Source organism: Tistrella bauzanensis, assembly GCF_014636235.1.
GTDB lineage: Bacteria > Pseudomonadota > Alphaproteobacteria > Tistrellales > Tistrellaceae > Tistrella > Tistrella bauzanensis.
This window is the reverse complement of the sequence record NZ_BMDZ01000014.1, coordinates 72,883-91,392: the sequence shown is the minus strand read 5'-3', so window position 1 is coordinate 91,392 and position 18,510 is coordinate 72,883. Positions and strand designations below refer to the sequence as shown.

Below are 18,510 nucleotides of genomic sequence, written 5' to 3'. Positions count from 1 at the left end.
CTCCGACGCAAGGTCGCCGCTTGGGACGACGACTTCCTCGCAAGCATCATCGCAGCTTAAAATTTTCACCCGATTCCCCTGCCATCATCACGACGAAACGCCGCCAGCCCATACCGGCCGACGGCGCTTCATCATCAGTCGTCCCGGCCGGAACCCGTGCCACAGCCAATGGCGGCTGGCGGAACCCCGCCGGCGGCACCATTGCGGCCGATCAGTCGATCAGCGCATTGTGCACTTCGGTCGGCAGCGCGACGGTCAGACCGTCCAGTTCTTCGGTGATGATGATCTGGCAGCCGAGACGCGAGGTCTTGGTCAGGCCCCAGGCGAGGTCGAGCATGTCTTCCTCTTCCTCGGCGGCCTCGGGCAAGCGTTCGAAATCCTCGGCCGCAACGATCACATGGCAGGTGGAGCAGGCCAGCGACCCCTCGCACGCGCCTTCGATGTCGATGCTGTTGCGGTGAGCGATCTCAAGGATCGAAAGGCCCACGGGCGCCTCGACCTCACGGCGGTTGCCGTCACGCTCGATAAAGGTGATCTTGGGCATGGCGTTTTTTCTCTCGTCCCTCGTGGCTGCCGCCCGGTCTCCCGGTCGCGGCGGCGCGCTCGCTCGCGTTTCTTGAACCGCATTCCGCGGTCGGGGGCAAGCGCGAACTCTCAAATCCCCCGCCACCGGCACCGTCCACTCCCCGTGGGAGATGGCAACGCCCATCGCCAATCAACTTATAGTCAATATCGGCGTAAGGATGCAACCGCAGCGGATATCCGGTACGACAAAGCGCGCCCAGGCCAGGGAGCGCGCTTTGCAGGCGGCGGACCAGCATCGAAGCCTGGCCGGCTGAGTGGAGGTCAGACGTGAAACGACTCGCCGCAGCCGCAGCGGCCCTTCTCGTTCGGATTCCGGAAGACGAAACCGGCCTGAAGCTTGTCCTCTTCCCAATCCATCTCCGAGCCGATCAGGAACAACACGGCCTTGGGCTCGATCAGGATGCGCACACCCTTGTCCTCGACCACCTCGTCGTGCTTATTCACCTGTTCGGCCATCTCCATGGTATAGGCAAGGCCGGAGCAGCCGGCGGTCTTCACGCCGACGCGGATCCCGACCACACCATCCTTGTCGGCCATCAGGCTGCGCAGCCGGTCGGCCGCCGCATCGGTAATGCTCATCGCCGCCATGGGCATGGGCAGGGTCTCCCCTCTGTGGCTTGCATGCGACGCTCGCGAACAAATCGGATACGTCATGGAACCGGCCGGTCGGTCGGCCCCCGATTTCCGGGCGACGTCGCGCTCGTCTTCTAACATAATCACTCGCCAGCCGGATGAAAGAGGCGATCCGTGCCGCCGCGGACGCTATTTCGCTGTCCGGATGAACAATACATCAGCCCGCTTTACGCTGCCCGTGACCACGAACCGTCCGCCGTTCCGTCAGACGGTTCGGCGGCGGGATTTCAACGAGCCAGGACCAGACCCGCATGATCGCTCAGCAGCCTTCTTCCGGCGCCCGTCGCCATTCCACGCTCCGCACGCACCGTCTGGCGATCCGTCATGTCCTGTCGGCCGTCGTCCTGCTCGCGGGCGCCGCTTTGTGCGGCGGCAATGCCCTGGCCCAGGGTGCCGGCGGCGGCATGCCGGTCGAAGCGGTCAAGGCGCGGGCCGAGCCCTTTGCCGAAACCATCATGGTCGCCGGCACACTGGAAGCGGTGCAATCGATTGACGTAGCGTCGGAAGTTGCCGGCAGGGTATCGGCGATTTCGGTCAAGGACGGCGCGCGGGTCACGGAAGGCGACGTGCTGTTCAAGCTCGACGACGCGATCGCGCGCGCCGAACTGGCCGAAGCCCGGGCCTCGATCGAAGCGAACCGCCGCAATGCCGAGCGTGCGCGCGATCTGGCCAGGCGCGGCGCCGGCACCGGTCGTGCACTCGACGAGGCGGTGGCGGCGCTCCAGTTGTCACAGGCCCAGGTTGCCTCGGCGCAGGTCCGGCTTGACAAAACCACCATCACGGCCCCGTTCAATGGCGTCGCCGGCTTCCGCGCCGTCGACCTTGGCGCCTATATCTCGGCGGGCCAGACCCTGACCACCCTCGACCGGCTGGACCCGATCCGGGTCGGCTTCCGGCTGCCGGAGCGCTTCGCCGGTGTGGTCAAGCCGGGCGAGACGGTCATCGTCGAAGTCGATGCCTTTCCGGCCGAACGCTTTACCGCCACCATCACCGCCATCGACCCCCGGCTCGATGCAGGCGGTCGCAGCCTTGCGATCCGCGCCGAGATCCCCAATGCCGATACCCGCCTGAAGCCTGGCATGTTCGCCCGTATCACCGCGGTCCTGAACGAGATCGGCAACGCGGTGATCATTCCCGAACAGGCGATCGTGCCCGATCGTAACGGGCCGTTCGTCTACAAGATCGTCGACGGCAAGGCCGTGCCGCAGCCGGTGACCATCGGCGCGCGGCGGGTGGGCGAGGTCGGCGTCACCAAGGGCCTTGCGGACGGCGACCTGGTGATCAGCGCCGGCCAGATCAAGATCGGCCCCGGTATGCCGGTGACGCCGCTGCCGGGCGGCTCCGATCCGTTCGCGCGCCAGGACGCCGCACCCGCGGCCGGCGCCACGCCGGCGGCACCGGCGGATGATGGTGCCACCCCGGCCAGCGGCAATGCCGCGGCCGGCGGCTGACGCGCAGACGAGGACGCACCCGTGAAGCTCTCAGATATCTGCATCCAGCGTCCGGTCTTTGCGACCGTGCTGAGTTTCGTCGTCCTGCTGCTGGGTCTGGTGGCCTATGACCGGTTGTCGGTGCGCGAATATCCCAATATCGACCCGCCGGTGGTGAATGTGGAAACCGTGTATCCGGGCGCCAGCGCTCAGATCATGGAAAGCCAGATCACCCAGGTGCTGGAAGACAGCCTGTCGGGCATCGAGGGAATCGACTACATCACCTCGGTCAGCCGTCAGCAGCAGAGCCAGATCACCCTGCGCTTCAAGCTCGACCGCGATCCCAGCGACGCGGCGGCCGATGTCCGCGACCGCGTGGCCCGGGTGCGTGGCCAGTTGCCCGACGAGATCGACGAGCCGATCATCGAGAAGGTCGAGGCCGATGCCCAGCCGATCATCTATCTGGCGTTCTCGTCCGACCGGCACTCACCGCTGGAACTGTCGGACTATGCCGACCGCTATGTGAAGGACCAGCTCCAGATCCTGACCGGCGTCTCGCAGGTGATGATCTTCGGCGAGCGGCGCTACTCCATGCGCATCGCCCTGGATCCCACCAGGGTTGCCGGCTATGGCCTGACCCTTCAGGAGATCGAGGCGGCACTGGCTGCCCAGAATGTCGAGATCCCCGCCGGCACGATCGAGAGCGCCGAGCGCGAATTCACTGTGCTGTCGGAAACCGATCTGGCACGCCCCGAACAGTTCAACAACATCGTGCTGGCCGAACGCATGGGCCATCAGGTGCTGTTGTCGGATGTGGGCCAGGCCTTCATCGGCGCCGAAAGCGAGGATTCCGCCGCCCGGTTCAACGGCCAGCCGGCGGTCGCGATGGGCGTGGTCAAGCAGGCGACGGCCAATCCGCTCGACGTGTCGGCTGCCGTCCGCGAGCGCATCCCGCTGATCGTCGACAACCTGCCCGAAGGCATGAAGGTCGACATTGCCTATGACAGCTCGATCTTCATTCAGGCATCGATCGACAACGTCTATTCCACCATCATCGAAGCCGTGGTGCTGGTGGTCGCGGTCATCTTCCTGTTCCTCAGGTCGTTCCGGGCCACCTTGGTGCCGCTGGTCACCATCCCGGTGTCGCTGATCGGCGCCTTCTTCATCATGTATATGCTGGGCTTCACCATCAACACGCTGACCCTGCTGTCGCTGGTGCTGGCCATCGGCCTGGTGGTCGACGATGCGATCGTGATGCTGGAGAACATCTTCCGCCACATCGAGGCCGGCATGTCGCCGATGCGGGCGGCCTTCAAGGGCAGTCGCGAGATCGCCTTCGCGGTGATCGCGATGACGATCACACTGGCGGCGGTGTATCTGCCGATCGCCTTCCAGACCGGCACCACCGGCCGGCTGTTCACCGAATTCGCCCTGACGCTGGCCGGTGCCGTGCTGATTTCAGGCTTCATCGCGCTGACCCTGACGCCGATGATGTGCGGCCTGCTGCTGAAGCACCAGACCAGCCACGGCCTGTTCTATCGCGTCATCGAAGGCGCGCTGAACGCGCTCACCCGCGGCTATCGCGCCACGTTGCGCGGCGCCCTGAAGGTGCGGCCGCTGATCCTGCTGATCGGGCTGGGCGTCGCCAGCGGCAGTTTCTTTCTGCTGAAAGCCTTGCCTGAGGAACTGGCGCCTTACGAGGATCAGGGATTCCTGATCGGCTTCCTGATCGGTCCTGAGGGTGCGACGCTCGACTATACGGAACGCTATGCCCGCGGGCTGGAAGGCATCTATGCCGGCATTCCGGAAACCGAGACCTATTTCGTGGTCGCGGGCTTCCCGCTGAAATCCCAGGGCATCAGCTTCGTGAAGCTGCAGACCTGGGATGAGCGAAGCCGCAGCGCCGCCGCGATCGCCGAATCGGTGGGGCCCGCCATGTTCGGTGGCCTGCCGGGCGTGCTCGCCTTCCCGATCCCGCCGGCGCCGCTCGGCCAGGCAATCGGTGAAAAGCCCGTCCAATTCGTGGTTCAGTCGTCGATGCCCTATCAGGAACTGGGGGAACTGGTCGACCGGATCGTCGCCAAGGCGCGCGAGAACCCCGGCCTTCAGAACATCGAGACCGACCTGAAGCTGAATCGTCCGCAGTTGTCGGTGTCGGTCGACCGCGCCAAGGCGGCCGATCTGGGCATCGGCGTCGATGTCATCGGCCGGACGCTGGAGACAGCCCTCGGCGGCCGCCAGATCACCCGCTTCAAGCTGGATGGCGATCAGTACGACGTGATCGTCCGCCTGGATGACCGCTATCGCGCGACCCCCTCCGACCTGACCAATATCTATGTCCGTTCTGCCAGCGGCGAGATGGTGCAACTGTCCAATCTGGTGACGGTGACGGAAACTGTGGCGCCGCAGGCGCTGAACCATTTCAATCAGTTGCGCGCGGTCACCCTCGACGCCAACCTCGCCCCCGGCTATGCGCTGGGCGAGGCCCTGGCCTATCTGAACGATATCGCGCGGGATGAGCTTGGCGGCCGCGCCACCACCGATCTGTCGGGCCAGAGCCGCGAATTCCGCGACAGCGCCTCCAGCCTTGTCGTCACCTTCGTGCTGGCGCTCGGCTTCATCTTCCTGGTGCTGGCGGCGCAGTTCGAAAGCTGGCGCGATCCGTTCATCATCATGCTGACCGTGCCCCTGTCGATCACCGGCGGCCTGCTGGCGCTGTATCTGTCGGGCGGCACCTTCAACATCTACAGTCAGGTCGGTGTGGTCACCCTGATCGGTCTGATCACCAAACATGGCATCCTGATCGTCGAATTCTCGAACCAGATCCGGCGCGAGGGATTGTCGCGCAGCGATGCGGTCGTCGAAGCCGCAGTCCAGCGCCTGCGGCCAATCCTGATGACCACCGGAGCGATGGTGCTGGGCACGGTGCCGCTGGCGCTCGCCACCGGCGCCGGTGCCGAATCCCGCCAGGATATCGGCTGGGTGATCGTGGGCGGCCTGCTGGTCGGCACTTTCTTCACCCTGTTCGTGATCCCGACCGTCTATACCTATATCAGCCGCCGCGACATGAAGCCGATCATCGATGCCCCAAGCGACGCCGACCTGGCCCGTGAAGGTGCGCAGGGTCATGTCCAGCATTGATCAGGGCCGAGGCCTGCCCGCCTCCGTCATCACCACACCCGTCATCGCCGCACCTGTTGTCGAGCTGGTCGTGATGGGCGTGGCCGGGATGGACGACGATGGCGAGGTGGCGCTGGCCGGCTGGCTGGACGACGAGGAGCGGGCACGGGCCGCCCGCTTCCACTTCGCCCGCCATCGTCGGATCTATATCGCCGCTCATGCCCTGCTCCGCGCATGGCTGGGCCGGCGGCTGGGGCTTGCGCCCACGGTCCTGCGCTTCACCGCCGGCGCGCGTGGCAAGCCCGATCTGGCGCCGTCGCAGATGCCGCTGACGCCCGACGGGCGCCCGGCGCTGCGCTTCAATCTGTCGCACACCGCGGGAATGGTCGCGATCGCCGTCACTGCCGACCCCGAAACCGCCGTGATCGATCTGGGCGTGGATGTCGAGGCGGCGGACCGGTTGGGCGATTATGACGCCCGCATCGCCCGTGGCTTCTTTGCCGAGGATGAGGCAGCAGCCCTTGAGGCGCTGCCGGATGCCGCCGACCGCGCCCGCCGTTTCCTGACCTTGTGGACGCTGAAGGAAAGCGTGATCAAGGCCACCGGTGCCGGGCTGTCACAGGCCTTGTCGGGCTTCAGTATCCGTTTTCCCGCCGGCTGGCCCGGCCCGGGCCTGCTGCCGGATATCGAGGCCCGCGACCCGCCGCTCGCCCAGGGCCTCGCCTGGCATCTGATGCATCAGGACTATGACGGCATGCATCTGGCAGCCGGCCTGCTCTGTCAGGCAACCCTGCCCCCACCGCACTGGCGGATCACGCCGATGACGCCGGCCCGGCTTCTGTCAGGGGCAACACCCTGAACGACCGGTCGAGCATGCCCCGGGCAATCTCATCGGCATCGCTCACCACCTCGACCGGGCCGTGGCGGCGCAGATAGGCGGCATGGTCGTCATCGCCCGCCCGCGCCACCACCGACAGTCCCGGATTGGCGGCCAGCGCCTGGGCAATCACCTGCCCCGCCTCGAAACTGCGCGAGATCATCACGAACAGCCGGCTGGCTCCGGCGATATTGGCAACAGCCAGGATGTCAGGTGTGGCGGCATTGCCGTGCACGGTCTCGATCCCCCGTCTTGCCAGATCGGCCGTGCGCCCCGGCAGATCCTCGATCACCAGATACGGCACGGCAGCGGCTTCCAGAGCGGCACAGACCCGCCGGCCGATCCGGCCATAGCCCACCACCACGGCATGGCCCGACAACCGGGTCGGGGCCGGCGGCAGGTCGCGGGCATCCTCGATGCTGCGCGGCGGCAGCACCGGCGCGGTCCGCGCAGTCCAGACGTCGATCGCCCGGAACAGCAGCGGGTTGATCAGGATCGACAGGATCGCGCCCGCCAGCACGACATCGCGCCCTTCGGGCGGCATCAGTCCTTCCGCCACGCCCAATGCCACCAGGATGAACGAAAACTCGCCGATCTGGGCCAGGCTGGCCGAAATCGTCAACGCGGTCACACGGCTGTGGCCGAAGGCCCGCACGATCAGATAGGCCGCGATCGACTTGCCGAACACGATGATCGCCAGTGCCCCCATCACCGGCACGGGATCGTCGACGATGATCGCCGGGTCGAACAGCATGCCGACCGAGACGAAGAACAACACGGCGAACGCGTCGCGCAGGGGCAGGGTCTCTTCCGCCGCGCGGTGGCTCAGCGTCGACTCGCTCAGCACCAGCCCGGCAAAAAACGCCCCCAGCGCGAATGAGGCGCCGAACAGTTCCGATGCCGCATAGGCAACGCCCAGCGCCAGGGCCAGCACGCACAGCCGGAACAGTTCGCGCGATCCCGAATGGGCGATCTGATGCAGGATCCATGGCACGATCCGTCGCCCCGCCAGCAGCATGACCGCGACGAACACGGCAACCTTGCCGAGCGTTACCGCCACCGTCGCCACCAGATCCGCCAGAGGCAGGCCTGCCCCGCCACGACCTTCGGAAAGCAGGCCGGCAAAGGCCGGCAGCAGCACCAGCACCAGCACCATCGCCAGATCCTCGACGATCAGCCAGCCGACGGCGATCCGGCCACGCTCGGTCTCGACCAGCCGGCGATCCTGAAGCGCGCGCAGCAGCACAACCGTGCTTGCCACCGACAAGGCCAGCCCGAAGATGAGACCGGCACCGATGCCCCAGTCAAGCGCCACGGCAAGTCCCAGTCCCATCACGGTTGCCAGCCCCATCTGCGCGATGGCACCGGGCAAGGCGATCGCCCGCACCGCCAGCAGATCCTTGACCGAAAAATGCAGCCCGACGCCGAACATCAGCAGGATCACGCCGATCTCCGCCAGTTGCGGCACCAGAGTGGTGTCGGCGACATAGCCCGGCGTTGCCGGCCCGATCACAACCCCCGCCAGCAGATACCCGACCAGCGGCGACACCCGCAGCCGATGGGCAATGGCGCCCAGGATGAAGGCAAGGCCGATGCCGGCAACGATGGTGGTGATCAGCGGCAGATCATGGGGCATACGGCGCGCGCGCTCCGGTCAACGGGGTCGATGTGCTATGGACGGGTGTCGCTGTGACTGTTCGACAGGGCCGCCCCCTCGCCCACAGGATACACCGACACCGCAACCGTCGGGTGACAGACCGACAGTGCTGCGGTATAGCGTGGCCAGACACAGCGCATAGAGGGAGCGACAGATCATGCACGCAACCGCCAATCGTTGGGTGCAGCCAGCCGGCCAGCGCTGGCTGACCGGACCCGCGGGCCGGGATCTGGCGCGCTGGCGGCTGATCTGCATTCCCCATGCCGGCGGCGGCGCGTCGAGCTTCCGCCCCTGGGATGCCCTGACCGGCGGCGATGTCGAATTGCTGGTGGCACAGCTGCCTGGACGCGAAAGCCGGTTTCGTGAACCGGCGCTCGATCGGGTCCAGCCTGTGGTCGCCGCACTCGCCGATGCGATCGCCCTTCTGGCCCCGAAGCCAACGGTGCTGTTCGGTCACAGCATGGGGGCGATGCTGGCCTATGAACTGGCGCGCCGGCTGATCCAGACCGCGCCGTCACAGGGCCCGCGCCTGCTTGCCGTATCCGGACGCACGCCGCCCGGCAGCCGCAGCACGCTGAAAGATCTGCTGGGCATGGATGATAACGATTTCGCCCGGGCACTGTCGGAACGCTATGACGGCATTCCGGCGGCACTGATGGCCGATCCGGCGCTGATGGCCGTGTTCCTGCCCACACTCCGGGCCGATTTCCGGATGGTCGCCGAATACGAACCCAAGCCGGCCGAACTGTCGGCCCTGCCCTGCCCGATCCTGGCGATGGGCGGCATCGACGACAGGCATGCCGCGCCGGAAACGCTTGCCGGCTGGCAGGGCTTCACCACCGCTCGCTTCGACAGCGCCATATTCCCGGGCGGACATTTCTATCTGGGCAGTGATCCGGCTGCGGTGGTGGCCCGCCTGATGGCGGGCCTGCCCGACGACCTCGGCTGATCAGCCGCCGCTGCCGGCGACACCGGCAGCGCCGGTCCGTGGTGCGGTTTCCGGAACCACGCCATAAGCACCGAAGCCCTGCTGGCCATTGCCGCCGGCAAGCTCGCCGCCCTCGGACCAGCCCAGCCAGCGTGCCACCTGATCGATCGTGATCGGCTGACCGGGCAGCATGCTGCGGCCCATCTGGCCCGATGGCGGCTGCTGGGTGCCGGCCGCACCATAGGCCGGCTGGCCATAGCCGGGCTGCGCCTGGCCATGTTCGGCATAGCCCGGCGGCATCATGCCGCCGCCTGCAGCACTGGTGCCGGGCTGACCGGCCATGGCCGCGGCCGCCATGCCCGGCTGGGTCATCATGCCGTTGTTTCTGGTCTGCGGATAGGCGGCCTCCGGCACGAAGCCATGGGCGGCGGCGGCTGATGGCGTCAGCATCGTGCCGCGCTGGGGATTGGCTGCCGCGGCCGCGGGCACGCGCCCCTCGACGACCGCTTCGCTCTCGCCCGTGTCCATGCGCCCGCCATAGGTGCGTGGACCGGCACCGTCACCACCCGATGGCGGGCCGGCGGTACCGGCCGTGTCGGTGGTCACGCCGGCCGCATCGGCGGCATCATGGCCGTTGATGCCGGTGCCCAGCGGGTCGATGGCAACCGTGCCCACATTGTTGTCGCCGGCAATCAGCGGATTGCTGGCGCGATCGCGTTCCAGCGTCGATACCGCCTGCGATCCACCACTGTCGATCCCGCCCAGAATCAGCGGCATGCCGCCACTGTCCTTGTTGCCGATGATCACCATCTTGCCGTTGCGCGACTGGGCCAACTGAACGGTGGCATTGATGCCGAGCCAGGTCAGGTAATCCGGGATCTGGGCATCGCCCACCTGATCGAACAGCATCCGGATGCCTTCGCCTTCGATCCGCTTGCGCTCGGCTTCCTTCTGCTCGCTGGCCAGACGGAAATCATATTCCAACTGCCGTTGATACTGTTCGACCTTGCGCTCGATCGCCTGCGCCACCCGATCGGGCAGGTGAATGGCCTTGATCAGAACATCCTCCAGCTCGATCAGATCGACGCCCTCGGCGCTATAGGAACTGCCCCGCAGGAAGTTGGTCTTCACGCCCTCATAGATCTCGGTCTGTACGATGGTGCGCAGGTTCGAATAGAAATCCTCGGCGGTGTACTGCGAAATCCGCGCACGGGTGACCGACCCGACCTCGGGGATGATGATCTTATACAGGTAATCCGGGCCGACATTCTTGTGCAGGATGCCGACATACTTCTCGTCCAGCCGAAAGCGGAACGAAATCGTGGTGCCGACGGTCAGGCCGTCGGCGGTGATGGCATCATAGGTCTGGGTCACGGTCTGAAAACGGACGTCATAGATTTCCAGACGGTCCCAGGGCCAGATGAACTGCAGGCCCTCGCCGCGGGTCTCGTCGACATTCGTGCCGCCGAACCGGTACCAGACCACGCCGGCATGGCCCGCCGGCACGGTGATGAAGACCATTGGCCACAGCAGGATGATCGCCGCCAGCAACACCAGCGTGGTGATGGTGATCGACCATATATGGCGCCAGAACCAGGCGCCGATCCGGCCGAAGAACCCCGGCTCGTCGCTGCCCGCCATATCCGCGACCGTCATTCCACATCCTCCCCGCCCGTGGCGGCTTCGCGTTCGACGATCGCCACGACCCGGCCCTCTTCCATCGCGATGCGGCGGTCGGCCACGTCGAAATAGCGGTCGTCATGGGTGATGGCGATCACCGTTTTGCCGCGCGCCTTCAACAGCGGCAGCAATTCCCGATAAAACTTGCGCCGGAACTGGGGATCCTGATCGGCCGCCCATTCATCCAGCACCAGGATCGGCCTGTCCTCGATCATCGACACCATCAATGCCAGGCGTTTACGCTGGCCACTCGACAGGTCGATCGTGTCGAACACGTCCTTGTCCAGGGCCACTTTGCCGCCCATTTCCATCAGCGTCACCAACGCCTGGAACTCCTCGGCCGAGGGGGGCGTGATGCCATAGAGCCGCCGGAACAGGTGGTAATCGGCATAGATGACCGAAAACAGCGAGCGATAGCTGTCATAGAAATGGCGGTCGACCACCTGCCCGTTCAGCCGCAACATGCCTCGGTCGGGGTAGTACAGGCCCACCAGCAGCCGCACCAGGGTCGATTTGCCTGAGCCATTGCCGCCGGTGATGAAGATCGTCTCGCCCTGGCGCACCGTCAGATCGAACGGCCCCACCCCGAATGCCACGCCGCCCACCGGGGCATAGGCGAAGGTGATGCCGTCGAAACGGATCTCGTCGAACTGCGTCAGGGGCGTCACGGCGGTCGTGGTGGCGGTCGCGGATGCCGCCGCGATTTCCCGCAGCATCCGGTCCATGCGCGACAGGTTGTCGGCGGCGGCATTGGCCATGGCCAGAACCGGCACCGCCTGGATCACCATGCCCAGCGGCCCCACGATGAACAGGATCGCCGTGGCGGTCTGCACCACCGCCTCGGGTTTTGTATCGCCGATGCTGGGCACCAGAAACACCACGACGCCCAGCAACAGGAAGATCATCGTCTGGCCGAAGACGAACTCGTTGCCTGATTTGACCTGAAGATCGGCCTTGGCATCACGGGCCAGTTCCGAGACCACAACCATATCTTCAAGAAGCGCATCACGACGCGCCGCGGAAAGCTTGACCTCTTTGAAGCCGTCAAGCACATCGCGCATGCTCTGGAAGACAAGGTTCTCCTTGCCCATCGCCATCGGATATTTGTTGCGCAGATCGATCAGCCGCCGGACGACCAGAAACACCGCGATGGCGATGAAGCCGGTGCTCAACCAGAAGGCCGTGCGGTCGGTGATCAGGATATAGATCATCGCCAGCGCGATCAGGATCACCGACTGGGCGGCGATCACCAGAATGTTCGCGGCCTGTGAAATCGTCTGGGTGTCGCGGATCAGGCCGGCCAGAATATTGCTGCGGCCGATCTGTTCCAGTGGCAGCAGATCCGACCGGGCGACGGTCTCGATCAGGCCGCGACGCAGACGGTGAATGATCTCCTCGACCTCGATCGCCGTGATCTGCATCATCCGACGCTGGCTGAGGATATAGATCGCCACCACGATGCCGAACAACGCCACCGTCCGCAGGTCGACCTTCTCGTCGGCAAGACTGGATGAGGTGTTGATGATCGCCATCACCAGGGCGTTGCTCACACCGGCAAGGGCCGCGATGACCAGCATGGTCATCGGCTTGGTCGTCATCTCGCGGCGGATGAGATCGATCAGGGGCATCGTCACCGGGCGGTCTCGGTCTTCTGGTCGATAAAACGGGAAATGCATGCCGACGGATGGCCGACGACGGGGCCACCGCATGGAACGGCACGGGCAAGGTTCGCCAGACAGGCAGACATCACCATCAGCGGCGCTTGGTCTTCGCCGGCCGCGGCGGCAGTGCGGGCTCACGCGGACGTGTGACGTACAATATCAGCAGCATCACGAACGGCGTGATCAGCAACGACAGCAGGAACGAGACCACGAAACCGGGCTTCCGGCCGATGGAGCACAGCCCGACCATGATCGACATGACGACATAAATGGTCGGCAGGACCAGACCGATGGCAGACGACATGAAGCGGTGCCCTCCCGGGGCATCAGGTGTCAGTGGATCAGAATGGCGGCGGAACGTGAACGAACGCCATCCGGCGCGCCCCTGAGGTCGCGTCGGATGGCTTCATCGTCTCCGCAACCGGAACGCCTGTTCAGGCGGTCTTGGTCGAGGTCTTGGTGGTCGTGGTGGTGTCGCCGGTCTTCGTGGTCTCGGTCGTCGGGACCTCGGTGCCTGCCGCCTCGGCCTTTGCAGCCTCGGCCGTCGCCGGAGCATTGGCCTTGGCAGCCTCGAACTCGGCCTTGAAATGCTCGCGCATCTCTTCGGGCTTGAAGTTCAGCAGCGTGCCGCCGGTCTCGAAATGCTGCATGAACACCCGGCCGACCGCATAGGTGACCGCATAACCCACGACAGGGGTGACAACCAGACCCACCAGGGTGCCGACCACCGGGATCGACTTGACCAGGCTGCCGACCGAACCGACCACGCCCATCGCGGCGCCGCCGGGGACGACGGTGCTGACCAGCGAGCCGACGACCGCCTTGGCGCGGTTCTCGCTGAACGGAATGTCATACAGCTTCGACAGGTGATAGATCATCTTCACCTGAACGCCGGTCATCAGCGCCATGTCGAGGACCGGGAACGGCAGCAGGCCGGCGCCGGCCGACCACAGCGAGAAGCGCTTGACCAGCGCACGGGCGTCATCGGCCCGCACGGCCGGATCGGTGGCCGGATCAGCGGCCGGATCAATGGTGTCGACGGGCTCGGCCGTCATTTCGGCAGCAGTGGTCATCGATCTTGTCCTCATTCTGGGGCCCGGACTCTGCCGGGAGCGGTCATGGGGTCGGAAGGAAAAACCGTCAGGTGGCCCGTCATGGGTGGTCGCCGCCACCGCTGCCGGATTGCCGGCAACCAGTGCACCGAAAGCCCATGCAGAGCGTGCCATCCTTCCGGGGAAACGCCAATGGAATTCCCGGTGGTGACGGGCGGGTCCGCTGGCGAAACATGTGACGGCATCATGGCTGTGGCGCATCCTTCAGCCGCTGATGAAGCAGGGCGTCGGGTGGTGGCGGCTCGACCAGCGGCCGCCTCACCTTCCGCGACAAGAGTGTATAGACGGCCGGAATGACGAACAGTGACACGATGGTGCCGAATGTCATACCGCCGACGATCACCCAGCCCAGCTGCGTGCGGCCGCCGGCGCCGGCACCGGTGGCGATCGCCAGCGGCACGGCACCCAGCACCGTGGCGATCGTGGTCATGATGATCGGACGCAGGCGCGTGGTTGCCGCCTCCACCACCGCCTCGGTCCGGTCACGGCCGGCATCGCGCAGCTGGTTGGCGAATTCGGTGATCAGGATGCCGTGTTTGGCGATCAGTCCGATCAGGGTGACGAAGCCGATGAAGCTGTAGATGTTCAGCCCGCCGCCGGTTTCGGCCAGCGTGACGATGGCGCCCGCCACCGCCAGCGGCGCCACCGCCAGCACGATCGCCGGGTCGCGAAAGCTTTCGAACTGCGCGCTCAGCATGAAATAGATGAACACCAGCGCCAGCAGCAGCACCGTGCCCGCCGATCCGCTCTCGGCCCCGGCTTTGGCGGCATCACCGCCCAGCACCGGCTTCATGCCCGGATCCAGCGCCTGTGTGGTCAGGGGCAGCAGCGCCGCGAAGGCCTCGGCCGCCGTATGGCCGGGGGCGACGCCGGCCGTGAAGGTGGCGGACCGAAGCCCGTCGGTATGCTCCAGCATGTCGGCGCCGACGCCGCGCGTCACCTGCACGAAGTCGCGCAGCGGCAGCGGGTCGGCACTTTTGCCACGGACTTCCAGGGTGTTGATCGTGTCGATCGATCCGCGCCATTCCGGCGGCAGGTCGATGATCACCTTGTACAGCTCACCACGGTTCGAGAAGGTCGAGACCGGATTGCCACCCAGCGCCGCCTGCAGCGTATCGCCCAGAGCCGTTGCGGTCACACCCTGTTCTCCGGCGCCATCGCGATCCAGCGTCACCCGCAGTTCGGGCCGTTCAAGCTGCAGGCTGGATGCCGGGTCGGCGATCGACGGCACGGCGCGCGCCCGTTCCACCAGCCGGTCCATCGCCGCCGCCAGATCCTGATAGTCGCCGGTGGTCGTGATCATCAGCTGGATCGGACGCGAACTGCCGCCGCCGCCAAGCGGGCTCACCTGCAACACATTGACCCGCAGACCGGGCAGCGCCGCGAGCTGTGGTTTCAGCGCGTCACCGATTTCCAATGCGCTGCGCTGGCGCTGGTCCCATGGCTTCAACAGCAGATAGGCATTGGCCTTCGACGGGCTGGGGCTGCCAAGCAATGTCAGCGCGCCGGTCGCTTCGGGCACGCCGCGCAGGATGGTTTCCAGCCCGGCCACCTGATCTTCAAGATGAGACAGGGTCGATGTGCCGCGCGCCTCGATGTCGAACAGGATATAGCCCTGATCCTCGGTCGGCGCGAAGGCGAAACCCAGCCGGCCGGCCTGACCATAGCCGAACACCAATGCGCCGACGACCGCCAGAACGATGATCCAGCGATGGTGCAGCAGCCAGCCCAGCAGCCGGCCATAGGCCACGGCCACCCGCTCGCTCAACCGTTCCACCCGCCGGGCATAGCCGCGCTCCGATCGGGTGCCGATCAGGCGCGCGCACATCATTGGCGACAATGTCCGGGCGATGAAGCCCGAAACCAGCACGGCACCCGCCAGCGTGAAGGCGAATTCCCGGAACAGCATACCGATCTGGCCGCCGACCAGCCCGATCGGCGCGAACACCGCCGCCAGCGTCAGGGTGGTCGCGATCACGGCGAAGCCGATCTCGCGGCTGCCAAGGAAAGAGGCCGTGAACGGGTCCAGCCCGTCATCGACATGGCGCTGAACATTCTCGATCTCGACGATGGCATCGTCGACCACCAGTCCGATCGCCAGCACCACCGCCATCAGGGTCAGGGTGTTGATGCTGAAATCCAGCGCCGCCATCATCCCCAGCGTGCCCAGCAGCGACAGCGGAATGGTGACCAGCGCAATCGCACTGGAGCGCAGCGAGCCCAGAAACAACACCACCACGCCCAGCACCAGCCCGACGGCAATGATGATCGTCTCGAACACCTCATGGACCGATGCCTCGATATAAACAGTGCTGTCGAAGGCGATGGTCAGGTGGAAGCCGCCCGGCAGGCCGGCTTCCAGGGCCGGAAGCTCTGCCTTGACCAGCTTGGCGATGTCGAGCGGATTGGCGGTGCTCTGCGGCACGATGCCGATGGCGACCACGTCCTGGCCGTCGAAACGGATGGCATTGTCGAGCGATTCCGGCCCGACCTCGACCCGCCCGATATCCGACACCCGCACCAGATAGCCCGGCTCCGGCCGCACCACCAGCCGCTCGAATTCAGCCGCCGTTGCCAAAGCGCCTTCGACCACCACATCGGTACGGTCGGTGCGGGTGCGGATCTCGCCGCCCGGCACGTCGGCGTTCTGCGCCACCACGGCCGCCCGCACATCGCCGATCGTGAGGCCATAGGAGGCTAGCCGGATCGGATCGAGCACCAGCCGGATGGCATAGCGCCGCTCGCCGAGCAGCAGTGCCTGGGCCACCCCCTCCAGCGCCGAAATCCGCGGCAGCAACAGCCGGTTGGCGGTATCGCTGATCTCCAGCGCGTCATGCGTCTGGCTGGCCACCGTCACGAACATGATCGGCTGGGCGTCCAGGCTCTGCTGAGCCACCACCGGCGCCCGCGCCGCCGGCGGCAGGCTGTCGGTCAGCGGCGCCACCTTGTTGCGGACCTCATTGGCCAGCAACAGCCCGTCCAGGCCCAGCCGGAACTGGATCTGGACCAGCGACATGCCGGCACGGCTCTGCGACGTGATCTGCTGCACCCCGGGCACACCCGACACCGCCTGCTCGATCGGCGTGGTCAACTGGCGTTCCACCTGTTCGGCGGCGGCACCCGGATAGACCGTGGTGATGGTGACATAGGGGAAGTCCATCGCCGGCAACTGCCGGATCGACAGATGGTCGAGCGCATAGATCCCGAGCAATGCCAGGATCAGATTGATGACGATGGCAAAGACCGGCCGCTGGATACACAGGTCCGAGATCAGCATCAGCCGGCCCCACCGCTTGCCGGTGCCGCTGCGGGCGTGGATGCCGGCGCGGGTGTCGACGCCGGAGTGGGCGTGGATGCCGGCACGATGGCCACCCGCATGCCGTCCTCGACCTTGAACTGCCCGGTGCTGACCACCGCCGTGCCCTCGTCGAGCCCCGAGACCACCTCGACCAGGCCATCGGTGCCGTCGGCGCCGATCGTCACCGCACGCCTGACCGCGCGGCCGGTGTCACGGCCGGATGCATCCGGCTCGACCACGAAGACATAATCGCCCGACAGCGACGACTGCACCGCCGGCCGCGGCACCAGTATGGCGCCGGTCCTGCGCCCGAGTTCCAGCGACACATTGACGAACAGGCCCGGATAGACCGCCCGTCCAGCGACATCGGCGGGCGTCAACCCGGCACGCAGCAGCACACTGCGGCTGTCGGCCTCCACCGATGGGTCGACCAGTGTCACCTTGCCGTCGATCGGTCGGGTGCCCAGGCTTTCGGCGGTGATCGTCACCGGCTGACCCACCGACAGCCGGGGCAGCAGCCGTTCCGAGAGGCGAAAGGTCACCCGCAATTGTGAATGATCGGCAACCGTCACCGCTTCCTCGCCGGGTGCCAGAAAGCTGCCGACCTCGACCTTGCGGGTCATGGTCACGCCGTCGATCGGTGCCCGCAGGGTCAGCAGGTCGAGCTGGGTCTGCTTCACCGCCAGAGACGCCTGCGAGGCGGCAAGCGCCGCCCGGGACCGGTCGATATCGGCGTGCGATTTAGTGCCACGTCGCCCCAGTTCTGAATCACGTTTCAGAGTCTCGCGATCCAGGTGTGCCGCCGCCTGGGCGCTCGCCAGTTCCGAGCGGGCCACCCGGTCGTCCAGCCGCACCAGCGGCTGGACGGCGGTGACGCGCCCGCCTTCCTGGAACAACACCTCGGTCACATGACCGCCGGATTGCGGTGACAGCACGATCATAGCGCGCGGCTCGATGGTGCCGAAGGTGGTCAGGCTGTCGATCGCCGTACCGCGCACCGCCCTGGTCACCGACACCGTCACCGCCGGTGCATCCGCAGCACTGGAACTGGCGCTGGCAGGGCCGGAGCCCTCCTGCGCCGCCGTCGACGTCTGACCTGGCGTGGATGGAGAGGACGCAGCCGTCGGCGACATGTTTTCCGCCAGCATCTGCGGCAACATGCCCGACTGCCAGCCCCAGATCCCCGCGGCCACGATGCCCATGACCACCAGCACCGCAAGCCAACGCCAAAGCCTCATCCCGATCCCCCTGTGGCATGCCCTTCGGCTGCCGGTGCATGATACCGCGTCAGGTTACCGATGCCGGTCGCGGCCTATGGGAAGGTGACATGGCGTGCAAAGGCTGTCCACCGCAACAGTCACCTTTAAACAACCCTAACGGCAATACGCGGTGGATTTTTCCCGGCACTTCCGTTAGGGACACAAGGCAGTACGGACGTGATCGCCGCTCCCTTCCCACCCTGTCTATAACATCGCCCCCCCGACCGCATCACATCAACATCTGGCATATAAACGCCCGTCGATACCGTC

13 protein-coding genes are annotated in these 18,510 nt (G+C 66.0%); 4 read left to right on the top strand and 9 right to left on the bottom strand.

Going from position 1 to position 18,510, the window contains the following annotated elements:
* Positions 1-211 precede the first annotated feature (211 nt).
* Together IEW15_RS08385 and IEW15_RS08380 are read right to left on the bottom strand one after the other, a co-directional pair.
* The gene (locus IEW15_RS08385; protein ID WP_188576755.1) at positions 212-544 is read right to left on the bottom strand and encodes a ferredoxin family 2Fe-2S iron-sulfur cluster binding protein; all 333 of its coding nucleotides are present in this window, start codon (positions 542-544) and stop codon (positions 212-214) included.
* Positions 545-846: 302 nt separating this feature from the next.
* Positions 847-1,179 carry a HesB/IscA family protein gene (locus IEW15_RS08380; protein WP_188576753.1) on the bottom strand — a complete coding sequence of 111 codons (333 nt, stop codon included), beginning with the start codon at positions 1,177-1,179 and terminating at the stop codon, positions 847-849.
* Between the two features lie 290 nt (positions 1,180-1,469).
* Here IEW15_RS08380 and IEW15_RS08375 point away from each other — a divergent pair, with 290 nt between their 5' ends.
* Genes IEW15_RS08375 through IEW15_RS08365 form a run of 3 tightly spaced genes read left to right on the top strand, consistent with a single transcriptional unit; the run spans position 1,470 to position 6,627 of the window.
* Positions 1,470-2,669, top strand: a complete 1,200-nt coding sequence (locus IEW15_RS08375; RefSeq protein ID WP_188576751.1) for an efflux RND transporter periplasmic adaptor subunit — start codon at positions 1,470-1,472, stop codon at positions 2,667-2,669.
* 21 nt (positions 2,670-2,690) lie between these two features.
* Positions 2,691-5,789: an efflux RND transporter permease subunit gene (locus IEW15_RS08370; RefSeq protein WP_188576749.1), complete on the top strand. Its 3,099-nt coding sequence runs from the start codon at positions 2,691-2,693 to the stop codon at positions 5,787-5,789.
* Positions 5,776-6,627, top strand: a complete 852-nt coding sequence (locus IEW15_RS08365) for a 4'-phosphopantetheinyl transferase family protein (RefSeq protein WP_188576747.1) — start codon at positions 5,776-5,778, stop codon at positions 6,625-6,627. Before IEW15_RS08370 ends, IEW15_RS08365 begins: the two co-directional genes overlap by 14 nt.
* On the opposite strand, the gene ybaL is transcribed toward IEW15_RS08365, so the two are convergent.
* A complete protein-coding gene (gene ybaL, locus IEW15_RS08360) occupies positions 6,581-8,281 on the bottom strand; it encodes a YbaL family putative K(+) efflux transporter (RefSeq protein WP_188576745.1) in 1,701 nt (566 codons plus the stop codon). The two genes, IEW15_RS08365 and ybaL, sit on opposite strands and share 47 nt — an antisense overlap.
* Positions 8,282-8,459: 178 nt before the next feature.
* Here ybaL and IEW15_RS08355 point away from each other — a divergent pair, with 178 nt between their 5' ends.
* Complete coding sequence (locus tag IEW15_RS08355; protein WP_188576742.1) at positions 8,460-9,251, top strand: thioesterase II family protein; 792 nt, start codon at positions 8,460-8,462, stop codon at positions 9,249-9,251.
* Here the strand turns inward: IEW15_RS08355 and IEW15_RS08350 are convergent, their stop codons facing one another.
* The 6 genes from IEW15_RS08350 to IEW15_RS08325 form a co-directional block, all read right to left on the bottom strand.
* The gene (locus tag IEW15_RS08350; protein WP_188576740.1) at positions 9,252-10,886 is read right to left on the bottom strand and encodes a prohibitin family protein; all 1,635 of its coding nucleotides are present in this window, start codon (positions 10,884-10,886) and stop codon (positions 9,252-9,254) included.
* The gene (locus IEW15_RS08345) at positions 10,883-12,538 is read right to left on the bottom strand and encodes a cyclic peptide export ABC transporter (protein ID WP_188576772.1); all 1,656 of its coding nucleotides are present in this window, start codon (positions 12,536-12,538) and stop codon (positions 10,883-10,885) included. Before IEW15_RS08345 ends, IEW15_RS08350 begins: the two co-directional genes overlap by 4 nt.
* Before the next feature lie 124 nt (positions 12,539-12,662).
* A complete protein-coding gene (locus tag IEW15_RS08340) occupies positions 12,663-12,875 on the bottom strand; it encodes a hypothetical protein (protein WP_188576737.1) in 213 nt (70 codons plus the stop codon).
* 130 nt (positions 12,876-13,005) lie between these two features.
* Positions 13,006-13,644 carry a YcjF family protein gene (locus IEW15_RS08335; protein WP_229707930.1) on the bottom strand — a complete coding sequence of 213 codons (639 nt, stop codon included), beginning with the start codon at positions 13,642-13,644 and terminating at the stop codon, positions 13,006-13,008.
* Between the two features lie 223 nt (positions 13,645-13,867).
* Positions 13,868-16,960 (bottom strand): efflux RND transporter permease subunit, encoded by a 3,093-nt coding sequence (locus IEW15_RS08330; RefSeq protein WP_188576735.1) that lies wholly within the window; start codon positions 16,958-16,960, stop codon positions 13,868-13,870.
* On the bottom strand, positions 16,960-18,219 hold the full coding sequence (locus IEW15_RS08325; protein WP_188576733.1) for an efflux RND transporter periplasmic adaptor subunit: 1,260 nt from the start codon (positions 18,217-18,219) through the stop codon (positions 16,960-16,962). Before IEW15_RS08325 ends, IEW15_RS08330 begins: the two co-directional genes overlap by 1 nt.
* Positions 18,220-18,510: the final 291 nt, after the last annotated feature.